Annotated in this window: 26 protein-coding genes and 1 tRNA gene; 11 read left to right on the plus strand and 16 right to left on the minus strand. The window is 62.2% G+C overall.

The window, feature by feature from the left end; all coding sequences use genetic code 11:
* Positions 1-10: 10 nt before the first annotated feature.
* Genes phnK through phnG form a run of 6 tightly spaced genes read right to left on the minus strand, consistent with a single transcriptional unit; the run spans position 11 to position 4,372 of the window.
* On the minus strand, positions 11-799 hold the full coding sequence (gene phnK, locus ON753_RS21885; protein WP_265965443.1) for a phosphonate C-P lyase system protein PhnK: 789 nt from the start codon (positions 797-799) through the stop codon (positions 11-13).
* Positions 796-1,725 (minus strand): alpha-D-ribose 1-methylphosphonate 5-phosphate C-P-lyase PhnJ, encoded by a 930-nt coding sequence (locus tag ON753_RS21890; protein ID WP_265965444.1) that lies wholly within the window; start codon positions 1,723-1,725, stop codon positions 796-798. The genes phnK and ON753_RS21890 overlap by 4 nt, the downstream gene beginning before the upstream one ends.
* Positions 1,722-2,150, minus strand: a complete 429-nt coding sequence (fosX, locus tag ON753_RS21895; protein WP_265965446.1) for a FosX/FosE/FosI family fosfomycin resistance hydrolase — start codon at positions 2,148-2,150, stop codon at positions 1,722-1,724. Before fosX ends, ON753_RS21890 begins: the two co-directional genes overlap by 4 nt.
* Entirely contained in the window at positions 2,147-3,271 is a 1,125-nt protein-coding gene (locus tag ON753_RS21900; protein WP_265965448.1) for a carbon-phosphorus lyase complex subunit, read from the minus strand. Before ON753_RS21900 ends, fosX begins: the two co-directional genes overlap by 4 nt.
* A gap of 4 nt (positions 3,272-3,275) precedes the next feature.
* Positions 3,276-3,899 (minus strand): phosphonate C-P lyase system protein PhnH, encoded by a 624-nt coding sequence (gene phnH, locus ON753_RS21905; RefSeq protein WP_265965449.1) that lies wholly within the window; start codon positions 3,897-3,899, stop codon positions 3,276-3,278.
* Positions 3,899-4,372 (minus strand): phosphonate C-P lyase system protein PhnG, encoded by a 474-nt coding sequence (gene phnG, locus ON753_RS21910; protein ID WP_265965451.1) that lies wholly within the window; start codon positions 4,370-4,372, stop codon positions 3,899-3,901. Before phnG ends, phnH begins: the two co-directional genes overlap by 1 nt.
* A 131-nt stretch (positions 4,373-4,503) precedes the next feature.
* Between phnG and phnF the strand changes: the two genes are divergently transcribed.
* Positions 4,504-5,247, plus strand: coding sequence for a phosphonate metabolism transcriptional regulator PhnF (gene phnF / locus ON753_RS21915; RefSeq protein ID WP_265965453.1), 744 nt, complete (start codon positions 4,504-4,506; stop codon positions 5,245-5,247).
* A 178-nt stretch (positions 5,248-5,425) separates the two neighbouring features.
* On the opposite strand, the gene ON753_RS21920 is transcribed toward phnF, so the two are convergent.
* The 4 genes from ON753_RS21920 to ON753_RS21935 all read right to left on the minus strand — a co-directional run bounded on the left by ON753_RS21920 (position 5,426) and on the right by ON753_RS21935 (position 9,338).
* On the minus strand, positions 5,426-6,166 hold the full coding sequence (locus tag ON753_RS21920; protein ID WP_265965455.1) for a dienelactone hydrolase family protein: 741 nt from the start codon (positions 6,164-6,166) through the stop codon (positions 5,426-5,428).
* A gap of 194 nt (positions 6,167-6,360) precedes the next feature.
* The gene (locus ON753_RS21925) at positions 6,361-6,891 is read right to left on the minus strand and encodes a dihydrofolate reductase family protein (RefSeq protein WP_265965457.1); all 531 of its coding nucleotides are present in this window, start codon (positions 6,889-6,891) and stop codon (positions 6,361-6,363) included.
* An 80-nt stretch (positions 6,892-6,971) separates the two neighbouring features.
* Entirely contained in the window at positions 6,972-8,531 is a 1,560-nt protein-coding gene (locus ON753_RS21930; RefSeq protein WP_265965459.1) for a CYTH and CHAD domain-containing protein, read from the minus strand.
* 252 nt (positions 8,532-8,783) lie between these two features.
* Positions 8,784-9,338: a cupin domain-containing protein gene (locus ON753_RS21935; protein ID WP_265965462.1), complete on the minus strand. Its 555-nt coding sequence runs from the start codon at positions 9,336-9,338 to the stop codon at positions 8,784-8,786.
* Positions 9,339-9,615: 277 nt separating this feature from the next.
* On the opposite strand from ON753_RS21935, the gene ON753_RS21940 reads away from it, so the two are divergent.
* The 5 genes from ON753_RS21940 (at position 9,616) to ON753_RS21960 (ending at position 11,741) form a co-directional block, all read left to right on the plus strand.
* A tRNA-Leu gene (locus ON753_RS21940) sits at positions 9,616-9,700 on the plus strand.
* 198 nt (positions 9,701-9,898) lie between these two features.
* On the plus strand, positions 9,899-10,477 hold the full coding sequence (locus ON753_RS21945; RefSeq protein WP_265965464.1) for a YqaA family protein: 579 nt from the start codon (positions 9,899-9,901) through the stop codon (positions 10,475-10,477).
* Positions 10,478-10,492: 15 nt separating this feature from the next.
* Positions 10,493-11,017, plus strand: coding sequence for a disulfide bond formation protein B (locus ON753_RS21950; RefSeq protein WP_265965465.1), 525 nt, complete (start codon positions 10,493-10,495; stop codon positions 11,015-11,017).
* Positions 11,014-11,271 (plus strand): hypothetical protein, encoded by a 258-nt coding sequence (locus tag ON753_RS21955; RefSeq protein ID WP_265965466.1) that lies wholly within the window; start codon positions 11,014-11,016, stop codon positions 11,269-11,271. Before ON753_RS21950 ends, ON753_RS21955 begins: the two co-directional genes overlap by 4 nt.
* 35 nt (positions 11,272-11,306) lie before the next feature.
* On the plus strand, positions 11,307-11,741 hold the full coding sequence (locus ON753_RS21960) for a metallopeptidase family protein (RefSeq protein ID WP_265965468.1): 435 nt from the start codon (positions 11,307-11,309) through the stop codon (positions 11,739-11,741).
* A gap of 42 nt (positions 11,742-11,783) precedes the next feature.
* Here the strand turns inward: ON753_RS21960 and ppa are convergent, their stop codons facing one another.
* The gene (gene ppa, locus ON753_RS21965) at positions 11,784-12,323 is read right to left on the minus strand and encodes an inorganic diphosphatase (RefSeq protein WP_265965470.1); all 540 of its coding nucleotides are present in this window, start codon (positions 12,321-12,323) and stop codon (positions 11,784-11,786) included.
* Between the two features lie 108 nt (positions 12,324-12,431).
* Here ppa and ON753_RS21970 point away from each other — a divergent pair, with 108 nt between their 5' ends.
* A complete protein-coding gene (locus tag ON753_RS21970) occupies positions 12,432-12,710 on the plus strand; it encodes a hypothetical protein (protein ID WP_265965472.1) in 279 nt (92 codons plus the stop codon).
* A gap of 18 nt (positions 12,711-12,728) precedes the next feature.
* On the opposite strand, the gene ON753_RS21975 is transcribed toward ON753_RS21970, so the two are convergent.
* A complete protein-coding gene (locus ON753_RS21975) occupies positions 12,729-13,247 on the minus strand; it encodes a GNAT family N-acetyltransferase (RefSeq protein WP_265965474.1) in 519 nt (172 codons plus the stop codon).
* Positions 13,248-13,799: 552 nt separating this feature from the next.
* Between ON753_RS21975 and ON753_RS21980 the strand changes: the two genes are divergently transcribed.
* Complete coding sequence (locus ON753_RS21980; protein ID WP_265965476.1) at positions 13,800-14,189, plus strand: DUF2794 domain-containing protein; 390 nt, start codon at positions 13,800-13,802, stop codon at positions 14,187-14,189.
* Positions 14,190-14,508: 319 nt separating this feature from the next.
* On the opposite strand, the gene ON753_RS21985 is transcribed toward ON753_RS21980, so the two are convergent.
* From ON753_RS21985 to ON753_RS22000, 4 genes are all read right to left on the minus strand, one after another.
* Positions 14,509-15,880 (minus strand): IS1182 family transposase gene (locus ON753_RS21985; protein ID WP_264417572.1). Its coding sequence is split into 2 segments (ribosomal slippage): positions 14,509-15,441 and positions 15,443-15,880, totalling 1,371 coding nucleotides; the frame shifts between segments, so codons are not numbered across the junction.
* 102 nt (positions 15,881-15,982) lie between these two features.
* The gene (locus ON753_RS21990; protein WP_265965477.1) at positions 15,983-16,765 is read right to left on the minus strand and encodes a Bax inhibitor-1/YccA family protein; all 783 of its coding nucleotides are present in this window, start codon (positions 16,763-16,765) and stop codon (positions 15,983-15,985) included.
* A 331-nt stretch (positions 16,766-17,096) separates the two neighbouring features.
* Positions 17,097-19,679 carry an ABC transporter permease gene (locus ON753_RS21995; RefSeq protein ID WP_265965478.1) on the minus strand — a complete coding sequence of 861 codons (2,583 nt, stop codon included), beginning with the start codon at positions 19,677-19,679 and terminating at the stop codon, positions 17,097-17,099.
* Entirely contained in the window at positions 19,676-20,392 is a 717-nt protein-coding gene (locus ON753_RS22000) for an ABC transporter ATP-binding protein (RefSeq protein WP_265965480.1), read from the minus strand. The genes ON753_RS21995 and ON753_RS22000 overlap by 4 nt, the downstream gene beginning before the upstream one ends.
* 132 nt (positions 20,393-20,524) lie before the next feature.
* Between ON753_RS22000 and ON753_RS22005 the strand changes: the two genes are divergently transcribed.
* From ON753_RS22005 to thpR, 3 genes are all read left to right on the plus strand, one after another.
* Positions 20,525-21,145, plus strand: coding sequence for an arylesterase (locus ON753_RS22005; RefSeq protein WP_265967232.1), 621 nt, complete (start codon positions 20,525-20,527; stop codon positions 21,143-21,145).
* Positions 21,146-21,209: 64 nt separating this feature from the next.
* Positions 21,210-22,262 (plus strand): NADP(H)-dependent aldo-keto reductase, encoded by a 1,053-nt coding sequence (locus ON753_RS22010; protein WP_265965482.1) that lies wholly within the window; start codon positions 21,210-21,212, stop codon positions 22,260-22,262.
* 191 nt (positions 22,263-22,453) lie between these two features.
* Positions 22,454-22,990 carry an RNA 2',3'-cyclic phosphodiesterase gene (thpR, locus tag ON753_RS22015; RefSeq protein ID WP_265965484.1) on the plus strand — a complete coding sequence of 179 codons (537 nt, stop codon included), beginning with the start codon at positions 22,454-22,456 and terminating at the stop codon, positions 22,988-22,990.
* Positions 22,991-23,067 lie beyond the last annotated feature (77 nt).

The raw sequence follows: 23,067 nt of genomic DNA on the forward strand, positions 1-23,067 counted from the left end.
TGGATTTTCCTCACACCTGGAGAATGGAAGAGACGAGCAACTGCGTATAGGGCTCGCGCGGGTCGTCCAGCACCTGGTCGGTGAGGCCGCTTTCGATGACGTTGCCGTGGCGCATCACCATGATCCGGTGCGACAGCAGCCGGGCGACGGCCAGATCGTGGGTGACGATCACCACGGACAGGCCGAGATCGGCCACCAGCCGGCGCAGGAGGTCCAGAAGGCGCGCCTGAACCGAGACGTCGAGACCGCCGGTCGGCTCGTCCATGAACACCAGCCGGGGGCGGGTCACCAGATTGCGGGCGATCTGCAGGCGCTGGCGCATGCCGCCGGAGAAGGAGCGCGGATCGTCGTCGATCCGGTCGCTTTCGATTTCCACCCGGCCGAGCCAGTCATCCGCCGTGGAGCGGATATTGCCGTAGTGCCGCTCGCCCACGGCCATCAGCCGCTCGCCGACATTGGCGCCGGCGGAGACGTTCATGCGCAGCCCGTCGGCGGCGTTCTGGTGCACGAAGCCCCAGTCGGTGCGCATCAGCAGGCGCCTTTCGGCTTCGGTTAGCTGGTAGAGATTGCGCATGGTGCCGTCGCGCATGCGGTACTCGATGGCGCCGGCGGTCGGTGCCAGGCGGGTGGAAAGGCAGTTGAGCAGGGTCGTCTTGCCCGATCCGCTCTCGCCGACGACCGCCAGCACTTCGCCGGGCCACAGATCGAAGGAGACATTCGAACAGCCGATCCGGTCGCCGTAATAGCGGGTGACGTCATGAACCTGCAGGAGCGGTTCATCCGATTGAAAGACGCTCATCCGGCTGTCTCCTCTGTCTTCGCGCCGCCGATCTGCGCCGCGGCGGGATCCGCCGCCATGGGGCCGAGATGGCCCTCGGCCCGGCGCTCCTCGCAATGGTCGCTGTCGGAACAGACGAACATGCGCCCGCCCCTGTCATCGAGAATGACCTCGTCGAGATAAACATTCTCCGCACCGCACAGCCCGCAGGGCTTGTCGAATTTCTGGATTTCGAACGGGTAGTCCTCGAAGTCGAGGCTCTTCACCTTGGTATAGGGAGGCACGGCATAGATGCGTTTTTCCCGGCCGGCGCCGTAAAGCTGAAGCGCGGCCATGTTGTCGATCTTGGGATTGTCGAATTTCGGCGTGGGCGAGGGATCCATCACATAGCGGCCGTTCACCTTGACCGGGTAGGCATAGGTGGTCGCGATGTGGCCGTTCCTGGCGATATCCTCGTAGAGCTTTACATGCATGAGGCCGTAATCCTCCAGGGCGTGCATCTTGCGCGTCTCGGTCTCGCGCGGCTCCAGGAAGCGCAATGGCTCGGGGATCGGCACCTGGAACACCAGGATCTGGTCTTCCGTGAGCGTCTTTTCCGGAATGCGGTGGCGGGTCTGGATGATGGTCGCCTCGGCTGTCTCGAACGTGGTTTTGACACCGGCGGTCTTTTCGAAAAAGCCGCGCAGGGATACGGCGTTGGTCGTGTCGTCCGAGCCCTGGTCGATCATCTTCAGGCAGTCGTCCTTGCCCAGGATCGAGGCCGTCACCTGCACGCCGCCCGTGCCCCATCCATAGGGCATCGGCATCTCGCGCGAGGCGAAGGGAACCTGGTAGCCCGGTATGGCGATGCCCTTCAGGATCGCGCGTCGGATCATGCGTTTGGTCTGTTCGTCCAGGTAGGCGAAGTTGTATTCCCCCTGGCCGTAGATCTCAGCCGTGCCATTCATTCGGCGGACCTCCGCTCTTGCAGGATTTGGCGATAGTTTTCGAGCCGCATTTCCAGCGTGCCCGTATGCAGCTCGAAGAGATGATTGTCGTTGTCGTAGAAGTAGATGGACCGGCCTTCGCCCTCGATGCGCGGTCTGGGTGGCTTGATTTCCAGACCGAGTCGCTCGATTGCGGCCAGCCTGTCATCAAACTCGCTGTCCTCGATCTTGAACGCCACGTGATTGTAGGTCCGCCCAGGCAACGCTTCGCCCTTCATGATCGCGATCCAGACATCTCCGACCAGAAAGAATTTTTCCGGAGATAGGGAGAACGTATTCTCGCCACTGGCGTAAACCTCCCTGGCCTTCAGCACGTCTTTCAGCAGTCGGGTCGTTTGCTCCAGATCGTTGACGATGAAGGTGATATGGCTGAGGCCGCTGCTCATTGTGCGGCCTCCTGCGCGGCGTCGCCGTCTTCTACTTGCTGACGGCGTTTCTCGAACCATTCCGCACGCATGCGCCGCACCAGGTCGAGTTCGGCCTGAAAGTCGACGTAATGCGGCAGTTTCAGGTGTTCGACGAAACCGGTCGCCTGGATGTTGTCGGAATGGGAGAGCACGAATTCGACGTCCTGGGCCGGGGCGACCTGCTCCTCGCCGAGTTCCTGCCAGCGCATGGACCGGTCGACCATGGCCATGGACATGGCCTTGCGTTCCACCTGGCCGAATACCAGACCGTAGCCGCGGGTGAAGGCCGGGGCGGCCTTGGCTGATCCCTGGAACTGGTTGACCATCTGGCACTCCGTCACCTTGATGGTGCCGAGCGTCACGGCGAAGCCGAGTTCTTCGGCAAAGAACTCGACCTCCACCTCGCCGTAGCGGATCTCGCCGGCGAAGGGGTGGGTGCGGCCGTAGCCGCGCTGGGTGGAATAGGCGAGTGCGAGCAGAAAGCCCTCGTCGCCGCGGGCAAGGTTCTGCAGGCGCAGGTCCCGATCCGCCGGGAAGGCCAGGGGCTCGCGGGTGAGATCGCCGACAGGCGCGTCCTCATCGGAGACCGGGTCCGGTTCCATAAGGCCTTCGTCACCCAGAAGGTCGGTCACCCGCGGCATGCTTTCGTCTTCCGCCGGTGCCGTCTCGACGGGCGGTTGCACGCCGTCGTCCTCGGCCGCGAGGGCGAAATCCAGGAGCCGGTGGCTGTAGTCGAAGGTTGGGCCCAAGACCTGGCCGCCCGGCAGATCCTTGTAGGTGGCGGACACCCGCCGTTCGACCAGCATCCGGCCCGTGTCGACCGGCTGGCTGTAGCCGAAGCGCGGCAAGGTGGTGCGATAGGCGCGCATCAGGAAGGCGGCCTCGATCAGGTCGCCGCGCGCCTGCTTGATCGCGAGCGCGGCCAGCGTCTCGTCATAGAGCGAGCCTTCGCCCATCACCCTGGCAACGGAGTGCGAGAGCTGCTGGGCGATCTGTTCGAGGGTCAGGCCGGGCAGGGACGTGTCGCCCCGGCGGCGCCTGGCCAAAAGGTTGTGGGCGTTGCGGATGGCCTTTTCGCCACCCTTGACGGCAACATACATTGGGTCAGCCTTCCGTGATGCGGGTGGAGCGGGGAAGCGCGGCGATCTGGTCGCCGCCGGCAAAGATCACGTCGATGCCGCGCGGAAACTGCTTGTTGTTGCTGATGACCTGATCCCAGAAGACCGGCGGCAGCGGGCCGGATGCGAAGGTCCGGCTGTCCTTGATGCCGGGCCCCGTCAGCGTCACGGTCTGTGCCGCGCCGAAGTCCTGGCCAAGGAGGATGACGGTTGTTGAGCGGTCCGGATATTCGGCGGATCCCTGGTTGAAACCTGCCAGCGGGATCATCGAAAGCGGGTCGCCGACCAGGGCGAAGGCCGCCTCCACCGGTTCGGTGACGATCGGCGCGCCGGTGTGGAAGCGCAGGAACGCCTTCACCGCTTCCGACTTCATCAGCGACCGGTCGAGCCAGACCGGCGTGTCGTAGTCGAAGAGGGTGAGCGCAAGCGCGGCCGCGACCGGCGTGAGCGGCGCCGGGGGTGTCAGGCCGGTCGCCGTTGCCGCCTGAAGCGTTCCCGGCCGGGCCATGGCGTTCATGATAGCGCGGAAGCAGGCCTGCGCGTCATGAACCGGGTCCTGAAAACCGGGGGCAAGCGGCGTGGCGGCTGCGGTATCGTGGGACATGGTCATCAGTTGTCTCCCCGCACCATGGTGAAGAAGCTGACCTTGGTCGCTTCGGTTTCCTCCCTGACGGTCGTTTTGGCGTCCGCCTGGGCGGCTTCGAGCGGAGCGATGACGTCTTTTTCGATCCGCCCGCGCGCATCCGGGCGCTGCCACAGGGCGTCGATCACGGCCGACTGCAGCGCCTTCTGCTTGTTTCGGCCGAGGCTGTAGGCGCTGCCGGTTTCCCCGGTTTCCAGGCGGACCACGCAGCGTGTCACGGTCACCTCGCCAAGATTGAACGGGCTTCCCGTTCCGCCCATGCGGCCTCGCACCATCACCAGTCCGGTTTCCGGCTGGCGCACCAGTTCATAGGCGGGCGGGGTCAGGGCCTGGAACTTCTCGGCGACGGCTTCGGGCGTTGCCGCGGCCAGGGCCGCCATGATCTTCCGGCGGGCATCAGAAGCGTTCTTGGTTGGATCTTGGGCTGTGGTTTCGGTCATGAAGCGCGCCTTTTTGCTGGGGCGGTCATTGGTGGGTCGCCAAATCTGCGTATTGTCTAGACTCGATTTGTCTATTTGTCTATACAAATAATCAGGTTGACTCCTGGGTACCGAAATTTGATGACGAGAGCATGACGACGATCACCACATTCGACCGCAGCGCGGGCATTGCCGTCTGGCGCCAGATCATGGAAACGCTGAAGGCGGAAATCGTCAGCGGCGCCTTCGAGAAGGACCGGCGCCTGCCGCCCGAATCCGAGCTGGCCGCGCGTTTCGGCGTCAACCGGCACACGGTGCGCCGGGCGATCGCCGCGCTGACGTCGGAAGGCATCCTGCGGGCCGACCAGGGGCGCGGGACATTCGTCGCCTCGGCTCCGCTGAGCTATCCGATCGGCCCGCGCACGCGTTTTTCGGAGATTGTTTCCGGGCAGGACCGGTCGCCGAGCGGCCGGCTCATCGGCTCGGAGATCGAGGAGGCGGACGCGCTGCTCGCCCACCAGCTCGACGTTCCGCTTGGCACGCCGCTCTTGCGGGTGGCGACGCTGCGCGTTGCCGACAGCGTGCCGATGATTGTCGGCACCAGCTGGTTCGAACAGGCCCGCGTGCCGAATTTCGTTGCCGATTACGCGGAAAGCGGGTCGATCACCGCGGCGCTGAAAAAAGCCGGCATCGACGACTACCGGCGCAAGGAGACGCGGATCACGGCCGAACTCGTCGAAGCCCGGGACGCCCGGCAGCTCGGCCTTGCCCTCGGGCAGCCGGTGCTTGTTGTGGAGAGCCTGAACCTCGATATGGCGGGCCGCCCGATCCAGTACACGCGCGCACGCCTTGCCGCCGACCGGATGCAGCTTGTTGTTGATGGAGGCGGGGTGTGAGCCAGGCCGCGTGGACGTTCGCCGTCTCGCTCGCTTGTCACCGCTCCATGGATGAAGCGGGTTTGCCTGGCTTCCGGTAATGCCATGTCGCTTTGCCGGCGCCTGGCGACCCGGCCCTGGCTGGCGTGCGGCGCCCCGCAATCTTGCGACACTGCGGAACGCCGCCGCAAATCACCGGCTAGCCAGGAAACTGTTTGGACAGAAAGTCCGAAAATGCATTCCAGCTGGCGGTATCGGCCCGCTCCTGGTAGCTGTCCGAGCCCAATACCGTGAAGGCGTGTGGGGCATCGGAATAGATCTCGATCGTGTAGGTGTTGCCGGCCTCTTCCAGTTCGCTGGCGAAGGTGGCGACATCCGGCAATGTGATGGACGTGTCAGCACCGCCGTGCATTATCAGGAGCGGAGGCTCGTCTCCATCCCAGGACTGGCCCTCGGGGGTCGACAGCCCGCCGTGGAAGGTCGCAAAGCCGCTGGCCATCCCGGCCATGTCGTCGCTGCGCGCCATTTCGAGCGTGACAGCGCCACCAAAGCAATAGCCCATCACCACCATCTGATCGACGCTGGAGCGTTCCTGCGCCTGTTCGATGCCGGCCTGTAGCAGCGACCTCATGCGCTCCCGGTCCTGGTAGAGCGCGCCGGTCGCGGCACGCCGGTGATCCATGGTTTCGGTGGGCGTATCGTTGCCGAACATGTCCAGGGCGAATGCGTTGTAGCCCATCTCGGCCAGCATATCGGCACGCTGACGCTCGTAGTCGTTCATGCCGTCCCAGTCCTGGACGATCAGCACCAGACCCTTGGGGCTTTCTGCTTCCGCCCAATATCCGGTGAACGCTTCGCCGTCCACCTCATAGGCCACGTCCTCCGCCAGCGCGGGCGTGGTAAAGAAGAGTGACGCCAGGAAAATCGATTTCAGTCGCATCTTTGTTCCCCATCTCAGATTGATTTCATCCGCATCAAAACAGGCAGCGGTATTGGGGAATATGGGCCAGAGGCTGTTTCCGGCAACTGGCTCCACCGCGCGTGGCGCGGCCCACGCCGGAAAGCCCCGCGACGACAGCCGGCCACCCGGAAGCGGCCTTGAGGCCTCGGCGCGGGCTGTCGTCGACTTGCGGATCAAGCAGGAACGTAGGTCAATCTGATCGCCTCCTCGCCGATCCGATCGCTGGCCACAAGGCGGAGAGGCGGCCGGGGACCGGCGAAGAACGGCGTGCCCCGACCGAGAACGACGGGATGGAAGTAGAGGCGATATTCGTCAATGAGACCAAGATCGGTCAGGCTTCCCGCAAGATCTGGCCCGGCGACCGCAACCTCCCCATCAAGTCGCGCCTTGAGGTCACGGACCACGTCCTCGACGTCGTTCCCGACAAGTGTGGCGTTGGGGCCGACGGAGCTCAACGTGCGCGACACGACCCATTTCGGCTGGCGCCGCCACGCCTCCGCAAACGCGCGCTGCTCCGCATCCCACTCAGGAAGGTCTTCGTCCCAGTAGCGCACGATCTCGTACATGCGGCGGCCGTACACACTGCCGGCCAGGCCGCGCACGTGCTCGATCCAGTGACGGAAGAGCGCGGCATCAGGCGCAAATCCCTCGTGATCGACATAGCCATCCAGGGACTGGTTCATTCCGAAAACAATCTTCGCCATGCTGCAAGATCTCCCTCCCGGATTCTGATTCCGAGGCTACCACGAGTTGCAGTGATGAGCCTCCGAACAAAACGAAGCCTTCACTTCCAGAATTTCGGTGTTTTCCGGGTGTCTTCCCAGTAGCCCCTGGCGTGCTGCCACATGGCCTGGCTCTGCGCTTCGTGCCAGCCGATGACGAAGCCGATCGCCTGGATTGCTTGCCGTTCGCCGGACGTGCCGTATGTCTGCGGCAGCTTCTCGGCCATGGCGACGTCGTTGAGATAGCCGAAAACGTCCTGCAGCTTTTTCATGCGCTTCAGGAACGGCTTGACCCTGTCGCGCGGGTAGAGGCAGCCGAAGAACTCCACGCCGTAGCGCATCTTTTTCAGCGCCTTGCGCATTTCGTGGCGTTCGGGGATCGAGAGGTCCTCCAGGCGCTTGCCGTATTTGAGGACCTTCTTCCACTGCTTGGCCATGGCCCTGCCGGCATAGGTTTCGATCGGCTGGGCAAGCAGCGCGCTCTGGTCCAGATTTTGCGGATCGAGCCAGCCCCGGCACTCCGTATAGGCGGCAAGGTCGAGCAGAAAGCCGCTGACTTCCGCGGACCTGAGATGGCCCCTCAAGGCCTCGCGGGCCTCGTCGCCGCGGGACGCGCTCAGGTGTTCGAGCAGCGCCTGGAAGGAAATGCTTTCCGGCGCCTTTTCCGCCAGCGGCGTCACGATCTCGTCGATCAGCACGTCGAGGTCGCGCAACGCGCCTGCTTCGGCGGCAATGGCACGGGCGACCCGGTCCAGGGGCGCCATCGTCGCCGGATTGAGGACCGGCTTGAACAGGCGGAATGCGCTGCGCAGCCGGCGCAGGCCCACCCTCAACTGGTGCGGACCTTGCGGGTGGTCGCCGGCCAGCACCGCCAGCCGGTTCTCCGAAATCTGGGCCAGGCAGGAGCGCAGCACGTCGCGGAAGGCGATCTCGACACTTATCCCGGTTGCGAGGGTGAGCGAGCCGGCGAAACAGGGCGCGTCTTCCTGCAGCTCCCGGCCCTCCGCGAACCGGTATCCCCGTTCGGCCTTGCTGAAGGGCGAGAACCGGAAGGGCGCGTCCTTCAGGGCGGCCTTTGCCGCCTCGAACAGGGCAAGGCTGGGCCCGGATTTCAGTTCCATTTCCAGTTCGCTCAACGGCTGGCTGCCGTTGCCGGCAAGAATGGTTCCGGTATCGAACGCCAGTTCGATCCTTGCGCCGTCGCTGTGCCGGGTGAGCTGCCGGGTCGTTCGCTTCATCACCGTCTCGAAACATTCGGTCAGCCGTGCCGTTCCGATCGTTTCCGCCAGCTTGTCCGTGACGGCTGGATCGTCAATGACGGAAAAATCGAGCGCCCGGCCCGTGACCGGATGTTCGGCTTCCACGGGGGAGGACAATCCACCCTTGACGCCCGTCCCGATCTTGACCGTCTGCAGCCAGCTCCGGCCCGATTTGCGCACCCTGAGAGAGATCCCGGCCTTGCGCAGGGCCTGATCGGACGTGTCGAAATAGATCGATCGCAGCGTCTTGCTGACCGCACGCCCGGCGGCGAAGCCTTCGATCGTGCCGGTGCGTTTGATCACATCCTGCGCGGCCGGATCCAGTTCGAGCTTGAGCTCGATTTCACGTCCCGATTTGCTCATCTCGCAGTTTTAGGGCGTCTTTCGGTTGAATTGAACCATTTGATGAGCAGACGCGGCTCATTTGGTCAAGCGAGTCACGCAGCACGATGTGAGTAAGCAGCGGCATAACGCCGATGGCCCTGCGATCTCACCCCTGGCGTTGAGTTGTCTGTGTGGTGGATCAGACGGGCAAAAATTACTTGTCCGGAATAAATCGCAGATGCTTGCGTTTACGATCCGGGCCATTGAGTAGGCGAACTCGTGTCGGGGAATTCAGCCTGTCGTTCTTTTCACTTTCGACCAGGTCTTGTCTACGATGCGGGACAAGATGTGCAGGTACCGAGGTACCGGGTTGTGATTGAAGGCTATCTTGCGGACGTAGTTCGGAACGTGCCACACCGCAGATGTTCCGGCAGGGAAAAATAGGCTCACGCCGGGCTGCCCCACATAAACGTTGCCGTTTTCATCCGTGATTTCTGCGAGACCTTCCAGGAACAGCACAGCCTCGTCCCATCCGTAGTGCCAGTCGAATCTTCCCGAGGTACAAGACCAATGACAGGTATTTCCTCGATGATCACTCAAGGAGGATAACTCCTTGCACATCGCCTCCGGATTTCCTTCCAGGATCCAGTCCGGGTTGATCGGTGAAGGCTCAAGAACATTCTTGTCGAGCTGGGCGAACTGGAAGATCCCGGTCTGCGGAATGCTGCGCGCTTCCGGGGCTGACAGAAAGCCGAGCTTTTCGGGAAGGCTTTGTGAACCGTCCGAGCGGCCTGTCGCCCGGTCTTTGTGCTTCTTGTGCGAAGTCGCGTCTTCCGTTATCGCCATAAACTCATCCCTTCCGGAAATTTTGACTCAATCTGGAAGCGGGTGAATTGAAACCGTCTTAATTTTCGGCGGGTTTTCACAGGGCGTGCGCGGAAAGGTTGCAGTTTTTCGCCTCAAGGTAAAAGCAGGGTTAACCGCCGGCCCGATCCGGTCGGCCCGCCGGCCATTGCCGCGGGCCGCGGCGCCCGGAAGTCCGGTGGATTGTTTGAGGGCGCGGTGTTTCTATCCGCTTGCATCCTCAAAAGCTGCATGATACGCACCCCTCCGGTGTCAGTTTGCCCCTCTGGCGGAACTGGTAGACGCGCGGGATTCAAAATCCCGTTCCTTCGGGAGTGCCGGTTCGATTCCGGCGGGGGGCACCATCTTTACAGTGCGCTAGCGGCGATCGTCTGCCTGAGCGCGGGGTTGATGGCTACTGCCTGCCCGAATTCTTCTCCTTTCGGACTTATTTTCGCTTTGCACGGGATTTAGCCCTGACTCCCGGATTTCCGCAGGTGACTTTTGCCACGGCGGCGGTTAGAGCCTGATGAGTTTAGGTTGACGCAATTGAGCGGAGCGCCATGATCAGACGCCTTTATGACTGGACCCTTGCCCTTGCCGCCGGTCCACGCGCGCCCGCTGCTTTGGGGTCCATTTCCTTTATCGAAAGCTCCGTCTTTCCGATCCCGCCGGACATCCTGCTGATCCCGATGGTGATCGCCCGCCGGGAGAAGGCCTGGTGGTACGCGCTGCTTTGTACCGTCACGTCGGTGGCGGGCGGCATCCTGGGCTATGTGATCGGCATGTTCCTGTTCGAACAGCTCGCCGTGCCGATACTGACCTTCTACGGCAAGATGGGATTCGTGGAGGAGTTCAAGGAGATCTATCACCAATATGGCTGGTGGTTCGTCTTCATTGCCGGCCTGACGCCCTTTCCCTACAAGGTGATCACGATCGCATCGGGTGCCCTCGGTCTCAGCCTGCCGGTCTTTGTCGCGGCCAGCATCGTCTCGAGGGGGCTGCGGTTCTTCATCGTCTCCGGGTTGCTCTACCTGTTCGGACCGCCTATCAGGGATTTCATCGAGAAGCGCCTCGGCCTCATGTTCACGGTGTTCGTGGTGCTGCTGGTCGGCGGATTTGTTCTGCTTCGCTACGTGTGATCGGACGAGGGTGTAATGGCTAATGACACAATGGCGAGAAATCTGACCGGCCTGCTGTTGCTCGGCGGCCTGGCGGTCATCGCGGCCGCCTGGGGCTTTCAGCTGATCGGCGGCTATGTTCCCTGCAAGCTCTGCCTCGAACAGCGCATCCCCTATTATGCCGGCCTGCCGCTGACGGCACTGGCTCTGGTGCTGATTGCCTTGAGGCGGACGGGATTTGCCATGGCCGTTCTTCTGGTGGTCGCCGCCTTATTCGCTTACGGCGCGGGCCTTGGTGTCTACCAGGCAGGGGCCGAATGGCAGTTCTGGGACGGTCCGAACGATTGCGGCGGCGGCAGCGCGGCGCCGTCTTCGGCGACAAACATGCTGCAGGCATTGCAGTCGACCCGCGTGGTCAGCTGCACGGAGGCGAGTTGGCGCATGCTGGGCCTTTCCTTTGCAGGCTGGAACGCCGTCGCCTCGGCCGGGCTCGCAGGGCTCGCGCTCATTTCCGCCGCGCTGTTGAAACGGCGGCGGAACGCTGTAGATTTAGGATCATGAGCGGACCAAGACACCCGAAGGACGAACGGCGCGAGGAAGCGCTCCGGACTCTCGACCGGATTCAGGCCGACAGCGAGACCATTGGTGGGTCCACCTTCGTGCGCATGGCCGAACGGGCCAAAAGCCACATGAGCGCCGGCGACAAGGACGACGACGACCGGATCGAGGTATGGGGCACCCGCATCGGCCGCAGTCTCGGTCTTGTGTTTGCCATAGGACTGGCGATTTATCTCGTTGTCACCTACCTGTTGTGACAAGAAAAACGACTTAAGCGGCCAAAGGAATGAGAATGGCGTCAATCCATCCCGTCAGCCGCAGTGACTGGTCGGAGCTGAGAGCTCCCGACCTTGCCGATTTCGAGGCCATGGCGAGTGAAACGCTGGCCGGCCTCCCGGACGATCTGTTGCTGCGCTGCGGACATCTGCAAATCAGCCTTGCGGAATATGCGCCCGACGAAGTGCTCGACGCGCTGTCGATCGAGGATCCGCATGATCTTCTGGGGTTGTTTGAGGGCAGCGGGCTGGCCGAAGGCGGCGATCTGTTCGCCACCGGCCGGATGCCCAACCGGATCTGGCTGTTCCGCAGGCCCATCCTGGATTACTGGGCAGCCATGGACGAAACGCTGGGCGATGTCGTCGCTCATGTCCTGATCCACGAAATCGGCCACCACTTCGGCCTTTCGGACCATGACATGGAACGCATCGAGGCCGCAGCCGAACGGTAAGCGTCGGCTACGGCCCCGGATGATTTTCCGCGAAACGGCAGCTTATTCGGCTGCTTCCTTCCGGGCGCGGGCGATGGATTCGGTGATCAGCCGCTTGGCCCCATCGATACCCTCGACGCCGGTCACCTTCACCCATTTGCCGGGTTCCAGGTCCTTGTAGTGCTCGAAGAAGTGCTTGACCTGCGCCATGGTGATGTCCGGGAGATCCGAAATATCGTTGATGTCGTCGTAGCGCTTGGTCAGCTTGTGGCTCGGCACCGCGATGATCTTTTCGTCCTGGCCGGACTCGTCTTCCATCAGCAGGACGCCGATCGGCCGGCAGTTCATGATCGCACCGGGAACGACCGGCCGCTGGTTGACCACGACCACGTCGATCGGATCGCCGTCGCCGCAGAGCGTGTGCGGAACGAAGCCGTAGTTGCCCGGGTAGCGCATCGGGGTATAGAGGAAACGGTCGACATACATTGCGCCCGCGTCCTTATCCATCTCGTATTTGATCGGCTCACCACCAACGGAGACCTCAATGATGACATTGATGTCTTCCGGCGGGTTGTTGCCAATCGGCACGGCGTCAATACGCATTGCAAACTCCTGTTGATCGTCGCTGCGTCTATCGCAATCCCTTGAACGAAGTTCAAGCCCTTATTTTGCATTGCACCTAATTGATGAACGTGGCCGCAAAAGGTCGGATTGATCGGCATGAACGAAATGGCGCACCCAGGGGCGAAGAGCTGCAGGCAGGTATGTTTGCGCGCGCACCGGAAAGTGAAAACGGCAGGATGGCGCCGGTTCACGCAGATCGGGCCCGGCGGCGGTACCTGCAAGATCACCCGCATCGTTACGAAATCGAACAAGACCGCCAATGAGCCGGCCAGGCAGGCGGCGGACAAGACGACCGGGCGTTTCGACTGGTCCCGGGAACCCGTCACGATCGGCAATATCTTGGCTGAGGCTGGCATTCCCGTGTGATCGCGCCAGCGCCAGACGTCAGGCTCCCGTCACAGGCCAGGTGTAGATCGACAGTTCCAGCCTCTTGCCGCCCAGCCTGTAGCCGGATTTTGCCGCCAGCCGGCCGCCAAGCGCCTTGTAGAAGGCGCGGGCCGGCTCATTGTCGCTGAGAACCTGCACCGCAAGGCCGGCGAGGTTCTTTGCCGCCAGGGTTTCCCTGACATTGTCGAACAGCACACGCCCGAAGCCGAGGCCCTGGTATTCCGGTTTCAGATAGAGCTCGTAGATCTCGCCGTCCATGCCGGTATTGCGCAGCCGGCAGGACCCGTAAGTGGCGTAACCGGCCGGAATGTCGGCAATGCTGAGGATCTTGATGTCGACGCCGCGGGCAAGGGCGCCCCGCCACCAGCCGAGCCCCCTGCGGGAAATCATCTTCTGCAGGTCGACGCCATGCAAAACGCCGCGGTAGGCACCGAGCCAGGCTTCGCAATGAATTCCGGCAAGGGCCTCGCAATCCGCGGTCGTCGCCGCGCGCAGATCGATCAGGTCAGTGGTCATCGTTCAAAAGGATACAGCAACAGGCGGAATGGAAAAGAGGCAATCGCGGCCCGGCAACCGAAAAGTCGCTGCCGCCCCGTGGAGCGGCTTGACAGATATGACGATATTCGGAGGCGGTGGTCGGAAAAATGAAAAGGGCCGGCATATAGCCGGCCCTTCAGTTGCCCTGATGTTTGACTCACTAAATCTGGCAGGCCGGTAGCAACCTCGGGGGGCTGGGGGGCTAATGCATTCCGCGGTCCCTACTGGCCATACCCATCAGGGTATATTTGGAATATGGATAGTCAAAGTGGCTGGCCAAGGGCTGGAATGCGGCAAAAACATGAAAATTTGCGCATTCTTTTTGGGCAAAACGCAAAGGGGCCGTTTTTTCCGTATCTCCCCGGAATTTCGCCTGCCGGGGTTGCCGGATCCGGCAGCCGGAAAGCGCTTTCTGGCATTGCGGGCTTGCCATACACCCCAAAGCCAACGCATCATGACATTCGGGTGACGGGAATATCCAGAGTGATGATTCCCGGTCAGCAGCGAAACCGCGAGCGAAATGGAGGCGGAATGAGCGAAGCCGACGATAGCGCGTTTCAGCGCGGCAGGGGGCTGAGCCCGCTGCCGCAAGGCCACCCGGCCCCCTCTCCCAAACCCGTCGTTGCCTTCAACCGGCGCGAACTCGATACCATCCTTCGTCTCTACGGACGCATGGTCTCCGACGGCGAGTGGCGGGACTATGCCATCGACCTTCTGAAGGACAGGGCCGTCTTCTCCGTATTCCGCAGATCTTCCGAAATGCCGCTCTACCGGATCGAGAAGGATCCGAAGCTTGCCCGGCGCCAGGGGGCCTATTCCGTCATTGCCGCCGGCGGCATGATCCTGAAGCGCGGCCATGACCTCGGCCAGGTCCTGCGGGTGCTGGAAAAGAAGAAGCATCTGAGCGTGGTCGAGGCCTGACCGCACCGGGTCTTGTCTGGCGGATCGTGCCTGGTGGATCCTGAGACCGCCGCCTCGCGCTGCAGCGCGGCTGTTCCGTGCCGTCGTGCCAATAAGGGTGGACGGACCGCCGCGAGCCGTGGGCGGAAACGCCCTGTTCCGGCTTATGAAATCCCCTGGACACACGCAGGCGACAACACCTTGGCCAAACAAAAAGCCCGGCGCTTGGCCGGGCTTCAGACTGCTGACAAACCCGCCGATTTCGGCGGGTTTGTTTTTTGAGATTTGTTTTGCCGTTATTTCTGGGTTTTGAATTTAGCGTGGTCGGGCTTTTTGCCTGTCAGGCCCGTACTTGTTTGGGTGGTTTGGTGAGGGCCATCGCGATCTTCTTGATGTTCTGGGCGGCGGCGGCGAGGAGGCACTGCATCTGGACGCGCACCAGACTTCGGAACCTGGCGTATCTGTGGCCATGGAGCTGTTTGGCATCGGCAAACGAACGCTCCACGGTTTCCTTTCGACGCTTGTAAACAGCCTTGCCCCAGGGTGTCAGGCGATATGTATCGCTTCGCTCCCTGCTCTCCTGCCAGACATGGCGGGTGATGGTGCGCTCAGCCCTGGCATTGGAGGTGCAGGAGGCCAGAAGCGGACACTTTTTGCAGATGGCAGGGTCGGAGCGGTAGTGTTTGTAGCCGTTCCTGTCCGTCGTTGCATAGGTCAGCAGCCGGCCTTCGGGACAACGGTAGCCATCGGTTTGCTCCTCGTAAGCGAAGCTTGATTTGCGCATCATGCCGGGCTTTGGGGCAGACGGGCGGCGGTATCCGGTCACCCCCAGAATATCCCGCTCCTCCAGTCCCCGGGCTATCGCTGAAGTGGCATAGCCCGCATCAAGACCAACCGCCTTGACCTGGAAGCTGAAGCGGTGTGCCTGACGGTCCAGCCGGTTCAGATAAACAATGCTGTCATGGACATTGGCCGGTGTGGTGAAGGTGTCCGTGACGATCCCCAATTTACCGTCCACCGTGCGGTGGTCCAGATAGAAGAAGCCCTTTGGCTTGCCCTCACGCACCATGTAGCCGCTGTCCGGATCCGTGCGGCTCACCTTGGTTTGCTTGACCTCAGGAGAGCGCTCCTGCTCCTTTAGCGGCTTCTGGCCATGCAGCCTGCGTTCCGCCTCAACCGCCCGGTCCAGGTCCGCCCAATAATCGGCCCGTGACTTCTCGATTTGAGCCAGATCGTATTTGCCTTTGTTGGCATTCGCCTTCAGATGTGTCGAGATCCGTATAAAGCACCGTGCCGTCTACAAGGCCATGAGCGATCGCCTGCTCGACAATGTGGTCGAAGATATCCTGGGCGACAGACGCGTCGTTGTAGCGACGCCGCCGGTTCTGGCTCAGTGTCGAGGCGTCGAACACCTTGTCCGTCAGCTTCAGCCGCAAGAACCAGCGGTAGGCGACATTCACCTCGATCTCGCGCACCAACTGGCGCTCCGAGCGGATGCCGAACAGGTAACCGATGAACAACGCCTTGAACATCAACGTCGGATCCAGCGGTGGACGGCCGTTGTCTGCGCAGTAGAGCGCCGAGACACGGTCATGGACGAACGAAAAGTCGATCACCGCGTCAATCTTGCGCAAAAGGTGATCGGCGGGAACAAGCTGCTCGAGTGTAACCATCTCGAGCGCTGTCTGATCGGGGCCGGGCTTCTTCAACATCTAAACAGTGAATCAAAAACCCCTGGACAATGCCAGGGGTTTGTCAGCAGTCTGAAGCCCGGCGCTTGGCCGGGCTTTTTTCGTTTCAGGATGCAGCGGCAGTTATTCGCGGTTGCCGAACAGCTGCAGCAGCATCAGGAACAGGTTGATGAAGTCGAGGTAGAGACGCAGGGCGCCCATCACAGACTTCTTGGTGGCGACTTCGCTGCTGTCACCTTCAAAGTACATTTCCTTGATCTGCTGGGTGTCGTAGGCGGTAAGGCCTGCAAACACCAGGACGCCGATCACGGAGATCGCGAACTGCATGGCGGAAGATGCCAGGAAGATGTTCACCAGCGATGCGATGATGATGCCGATCAGGCCCATCATCAGGAACGAGCCCCAACCGGACAGGTCTTTCTTGGTCGTGTAGCCGAACAGACTCAGCGCACCGAAGGAAGCTGCGGTGATGAAGAACACCCGCGCGATCGAGTTTCCGGTATAGACCAGGAAGATCGACGACAGGGAGATGCCCATCACGGCCGAATACACCAGGAACAGCGTGCGCGCGGACGAAGCGCTCATCGACTGAATCCGGAAGGACAGCCACATCACCATGCCGAGCGGAGCCAGCATGACGACCCATTTCAGCGGGCTGCCGTAAAGTGTAACGCCAAGCTGCGTCAGCATCTGTCCGTTGCCGAGGCTTGCGACAGCAGCGCTCGGATCCGTGGTCGTTGCCAGCATCGATGTTGCCAGCGCCAGGAAGCCGGTCAGCGCAAGGCCGAGCGTCATGTAGTTGTAGACGCCTAGCATATAGCTGCGCAGGCCCTGATCGATGCCGGCCTCGGCGCGTGTGCCGGCACCCGTGTAGGCGCCTTGAGATTGACGGTCAAAGGTCGACATGGTCGTGTTAATCCCCTTTTAGAACGATGTGCTCATGTGACATTACATGTAGCACAACTCCCTCAACATATGGGAAAATGTGGACATCAGCACAAGATAGAATTTCCGAAAATTTCGCAATCCCCTCGCGTCAGCCCGAATAATCCGCCCATATGTTTAATTCCAGCCGCGGTCGGCACGTGCCTGGACACCGTTTTCTGGCTTCAGCCGAAGCGATCTGCCGGTGTCAGTGCCGCCGCTGGTGACGAAAATAGTCAGTATAAGTTGCAGAATTCTGAACCTCGCCCTTAAGTCCGGCTTGGGCCACGCCTAGCTGTCTCGGGTTCGCACCCTAGAGATTCCGCAAAACCGGCGCCGGTTTTTCCCCCAGGATCCGCCAGGTGCCGATGAGGCCGAAGCCGACCGTCAGCACCAGGGCGATCAGTGCGGCGCCCGCGGCGGTAACCGGCATCATGACAAACGATCCGCCCATGATCTGCGTAGTGACGTACCACGCCGCGATGGCGCCGGCGATCACCGCGAACACCGCGGTCGCCAGGCCCAGGATGGCGTATTCCAGGCCATAGGCGACAATCAGCCGGTTTCTGGTCGCGCCCAGGGTTTTCAGGATGACGGCATCGTATATCCGGCTGCGGTGGCCGGCCGCGAGCGCTCCGGCCAGCACCAGCACGCTGGCAATCAGGGTGATCGAACTGGCGCCGCGAACGGCCCAGGCCAGCTGTTCGACCAGATCGTTCACCTGGGATATGGCGTCCCTGACGCGCACCGCGGTTACGGTGGGGAAGGCGTTGGAGACGGTCTTCAGGAGCGCCAGTTCGGTTTCGGTCGGCATGGGCTGGTCCCAGCCGAGGGTCATCAGATGGGCATGCGGGGCGCCTGCGAATGTATTGGGCGAAAACACCATGACGAAGTTGATGGCCAGTGACTGCCATTCCACTTCCCGGAAATTTGCGATTTCCGCAGTGATTTCACGCCCGAGCACATTGACGGTTATCTCGTCGCCGATATCGAGGCCCAGGTCCGTGGCCGCTTCCAGGTCAAACGAGACAAGCGGGGCGCCTGAATAGTCTTCCGGCCACCAGGCGCCTTCGGCGAGTTTGGAGTTTTCCGGAATGCTCTCTTCATAGGTGATGCCGCGGTCTCCGCGCAGGACCCAGTTGGAGCCGTCCCGCGCCGGCACGAACCGGTCCGCCGGGATGCCGTTCAGGCTGACGATCCGTCCCCGCAGCATGGGCACGCTCTGGATGGTGGCGCCGGGCGCCTCGTCTTTGAGCAGCGTCTCGAAAGCGTCGCGCTCGTGGCTCTGGATGTCGACGAAGAAGAAACTCGGCGCCTGATCGGCGATGGTGGCGGTCAGCTCGCGGCGCAGGTTTCCGTCGATCAGGGCAAGCGCCACTAGCAGGGAGAGGCCGAGTCCGAGGGAAAGAACGACCGAGGGTGTCAGCGCGCCGGGCCGGTGGATATTGGCGATGGCCAGCCGCAGTTCCGTCGAGCGGACGCTGGGCACGCGCCTGGCCGCGATCATGATGAGCCTTGCCACCGCCACCAGAAGGGCGAAGGCACCGGCCGAGGCGGCAAGGTAAATGCTTGCCATCTCCTTGTCCTGGGAGAGCAGAATGGCAATGGCCGCCAGCGCGAGGACGGTGACAAGCGTGGCAAACAGATAGCGCTTGCGCGGCAACTTGGAGCCGCCGGTGACTATATCCCGGAAAAGCGCGGTCGGCGGCACGTCATGAGCGCGGCCGAGCGGCCAGAGCGCGAAGGCAAGGGCCGTGAGCAGGCCGTACAAGAGGCCAAGTCCCAGTTCCGCCGGATAGATGCTCGCGGCAAGCTCGATCGGAAGAACGCCGGCGAGAGCTGCCCCGGCGGCAAAGGGGATCAGCGCCCCGATCACGAGGCCGATGCCGATGCCGATCAGGGCAAGCATCAGCATCTGGACCAGATAGATCTGAAAGACGAACCCGCCGGTGGCGCCGAGGCACTTGAAACTGGCGATCACTTCGCGCTTGGTTTCCAGATAGGCGCGGATGGCATTCGCGACGCCGACGCCGCCGACGATCAGGGCCGTCAGGCCGACGAGGGTCAGGAATTGCGCAAAGCGGCTGATGCTGCGTTGCAGGCCGGGTGAGGCATTGGCGCGGGAGCGGATCCGCCAGCCGGCGTCGGGCTGCGCGGACTTCGCTTGCGTTACTATTCCATCCAGCGCCTCGATGCGCGGCGAGGGGTCCATGCGAACGCGGTAATGCCAGCGCACGAGACTGCCGGGCTGGATCAGGCCGGTATCGGCAATGGCGGCATCCGAAATCATCAGCCGCGGGCCGAATTCCAACCCGCCCGACAGTTTGTCTGGTTCGTTTTGGATGAAATCGGTAACGCGCAACGTGGCATGGCCGAGAGACAGCGTCTCGCCGACCTCGACATCAAGCCGGGCCAGCAGCGAAATATCGGCCACCGCGCCCCAGACGCCGTCCTGTTTCGACAGGGCGGCACCGAGCGGCTGGCCGGACGCAAGGTCCAGCGACCCGTAGAGCGGGTAGGCATCGTCGACCGCCTTCAACTCGACAAGCGCCTGGTCGCCCGTGTCGCTGCGCCGGGCCATGGCCCGCAAGGTGGCGGCGCGGGACGTCTCCCCGAGCGATTCAACATAGGCGATCTGTTCGGGATCGGCCTCCCGGTGGATGAGCGAAAAGGACAGATCGCCGCCCAAAATGGCCTGGCCTTCCCGGGAAATGCCTTCGGTCAGAGCGCGGGACACTGATGTGACCCCGGCGATCGCCGCAACACCAAGCGCGATGCAGGCGATGAAGATGTAAAATCCCTTCAGGCCGCCGCGCAGTTCCCGCAGGGCGAAGCGGGTGGCAAGGCGGATGGTCTGATTGCCCGCCCGCATGCGCCCGGAAACAAAGCCGCTCATGCGGAGGCCTCTGCCTGCGCCGCCTGGGCCTGCGCGCCGGTTTCCTCGATCTCCCCGGATCGCACGCGGATCATGCGGTCGCATCTGGCGGCAAGGTTCGGGTCGTGGGTCACGAGGACAAGTGTCGTTCCGCGCTCCTGCTGGACCGCGAACATCAGGTCGACGATCTGGGTGCCCGTGTCGTCATCCAGGTTGCCCGTGGGTTCGTCGGCGATGAGGATTTCCGGCTCGACGACCAGGGCCCGTGCGACGGCAACCCGCTGTTGCTCTCCGCCGGACATCTGCGCCGGGTAATGCTGCAGCCGGCCGCCGAGGCCGACCGCTTCGAGTTCGGCCTTCGCCTTATCGAAAGCCTCCGGATCGCCTGCCAGCTCCAGCGGAACGGCGACGTTTTCGAGCGCGGTCATATTGGGCACGAGATGAAAGGACTGGAAGATGATGCCCACATTGCGGCCCCGGAACCGTGCCAGTTGGTCCTCCGAAAGCGGTCCGAGGTCGGAGCCGGCCACCTGAACGGAGCCCTCGTCGGCGCGCTCGAGACCGGCCATGACCATCAGCAGCGTCGACTTGCCCGACCCGGAGGGGCCGACAAGCCCGGTGGACGAGCCTTTTTCGATCTCCAGGTCGATGCCTTTGAGAATATGGACCCGGCCCGCGCCCTCGCCGAGAGTCAAATGGACGTTTTTCAAGGCAATCGCGGGCGGTTTTGTCATTATCGGGCCTTTACAACAGGGGTGCGATCGTCTTCCTGGCAGCAAGATGCCCTCGACAATCTGACGCTCTGCGACCATATGGGCCTGAAGCGACGCGTCTTCCAGTCCTGAAAGAATGTTAGCGTGACCAGAATTATCAAGCTTTTAAGCGTTCTCTTCTTCTGCCTCCTTCCGGCCGCAGCTTCCGCGGAGGGTCTGAAACTCGTGGTTCTGGGCGACAGCCTGTCGGCCGGCTACGAGCTTGCCCCCGAGGAGGGGTTCCCGGAACAGCTTCAACGAGCGCTGAGCGAGCGCGGGTATTCCGTCGAGGTGGTGAATGCAGGCGTCTCCGGTGACACCTCCAGCGGCGGCCTGTCCCGGCTGGAGTGGTCCGTGGGCGAGGATGCCGATGCGGTGATCGTCGAACTGGGCGCAAATGATGCGCTGAGGGGTATCGCGCCTGAAATCACGCGCAAGAACATTGCCGAAATCACCAGGCGCCTCAAGGAGCGCGGGGTCGAGGTGCTGCTGGCGGGCATGCTGGCGCCGCGGAATCTGGGGCAGGAGTATTCCAAGGCCTTCGATCCGATCTACCCCGATATTGCCAAGGCCCATGATAGTCTGCTTTATCCTTTCTTCCTCGAGGGCGTCGCCCTTGATCCGGACCTCAATCTTCCCGACGGCATGCATCCCAATGCGGAAGGGATTGCTGTCATTGTCGAAAACATTATGCCGAAAGTGGAAGAGCTTTTGGCCAAAGCCCAGTCTTCTTGAGGGTGAAAGCGGAGGCTCCCCGCCTTCCTGAGCGCCCGTTCATGCAAATCAGAAGGAAAGCCTGATGGAACAGCGCCGTCTTGGCCGCACCGATGTGCAGGTAAGTGCTCTTTGTCTTGGAACCATGACTTTCGGCGAGCAGAATTCCGAAGCCGAAGGCCATGCTCAAATGGATTTCGCCTTTGAAAAAGGCATCAATTTTTTCGACGCCGCCGAGCTCTATCCCATCCCGCCGAAGAAGGAGACGCAGGGGCGGACGGAGCGGATCATCGGGACCTGGTTCAAGAAAACCGGCAAGCGCGACAAGGTGATCATGGCGACCAAAGCTGTCGGCCGGACCGGGATGGACTGGTTCCGCGAAAACGGCGAGCTCGGCAGGCTGACGCGCAAGCAGATCGAATTCGCGCTCGACAGGAGCCTGAGGAACCTGCAGACCGATTACGTCGATCTCTACCAGCTCCACTGGCCCGACCGGAACACCTCCCGCTTCGGCTCCAACCCGACACGCTGGGTCGACGTGGATCCGGCCGATGACGAGCACAGCATCGAATCGACGCTGGAGATCCTGGCCGATCAGGTGAAGGCGGGCAAGATCCGTCATATCGGCGTTTCCAACGAGAGCGCCTGGGGGACGATGCGGTTTATCGCGGCGGCCGAACGTCTCGGCCTGCCGCGGCTGGTGTCGATCCAGAACGCCTATTCGCTGATCAACCGCACATTCGAGACGGGCCTCGCCGAGGTCGCCCGCCGGGAAGATGTCGGCCTGCTGGGCTATTCCGCCCTGGCGCAGGGCTATCTCACTGGCAAGTACCGGGACGGCGCACTGCCGCCGGGCGCACGAAAGACCCTCTTCGACCGCCTGCAGCGCTACGAGCACCCGCGCGCGATCGAAGCGACCAATGCCTATCTCGATCTCGCCGCGCAAGCCGGGCTCGACCCCGCGCAGATGGCGCTCGCCTTTGCAAAGTCCCGCAGTTTCATGACCTCGGTGATCCTCGGCGCCACCAGGATGGATCAGCTGGAAACGGACATTGCAGCAGCCGATCTCGAGTTGAGCGCGGACGTTCTGGAGAGGATCGACGCCCTTCATCAGGAGTTCGGCAACCCGGCTCCGTAAGGCGGATCTGCGCACGCCTGCCTTCAGAGAATCACGAGGATGGAATTGCCGAGCCTGTTCACAACCGGCCCGGCGTTTCCGGTCTGTCCACACGGAATTTGGTTTCGATCGCAGTCAGTTAGAATTTTGTCTTGCGAAATTCATGAAGTTGATTCCTCATGGGATTATCAACGACAGCGGAGGGAAAACCCATGCCGCGCCTATTTACAGGTCTTGAGATTCCGTCACAGACGGCGCTCATGCTTTCAATGCTCCGGGGCGGCCTCAAGGGCGCCCGTTGGATCGATCCCGAGAATTACCACATCACCTTGCGCTTCATCGGCGACATCGACGACCGCGCCGCCTATGAAGTGGCGGCCGCGCTCGACAAGATCCGCCGTGACCCGGTGGAGGTCCGGCTGAACGGGCTGGGATCGTTCGGCAACGGCAAGCCGCATGCCGTGTGGGCCCGGGTGGAACCGACGGCACAGCTTGCCGAGTTGCAGGCGGAGCAGGAGCGCCTCATCCAGCGCCTGAACCTGCCGCCGGAACGGCGCAAATACACGCCCCATGTGACGCTTGCCCGCTGCAAGTCCTCGACCAACGAAGAGGTGGCCAAGTGGCTGAGCGAGCGCGGCGATTTCCAGGCGGAACCTTTCGTTGCCGGTCGCTTCGTGCTGTTCTCCGCCAGATCCAGCATCGGTGGCGGGCCCTATCTGGTGGAAGAGGCTTATCCGCTGGCAGCGTGACGCGCACCGTCAATGACCGCAGTGTGTGAGACTTGCTGTCCGGGCTTCGGATTCGGCTCGGTTTCTGCAACCGTTCG

Origin of the sequence: Roseibium salinum (assembly GCF_026240905.1) — a bacterium.
Taxonomy (GTDB): domain Bacteria; phylum Pseudomonadota; class Alphaproteobacteria; order Rhizobiales; family Stappiaceae; genus Roseibium; species Roseibium salinum.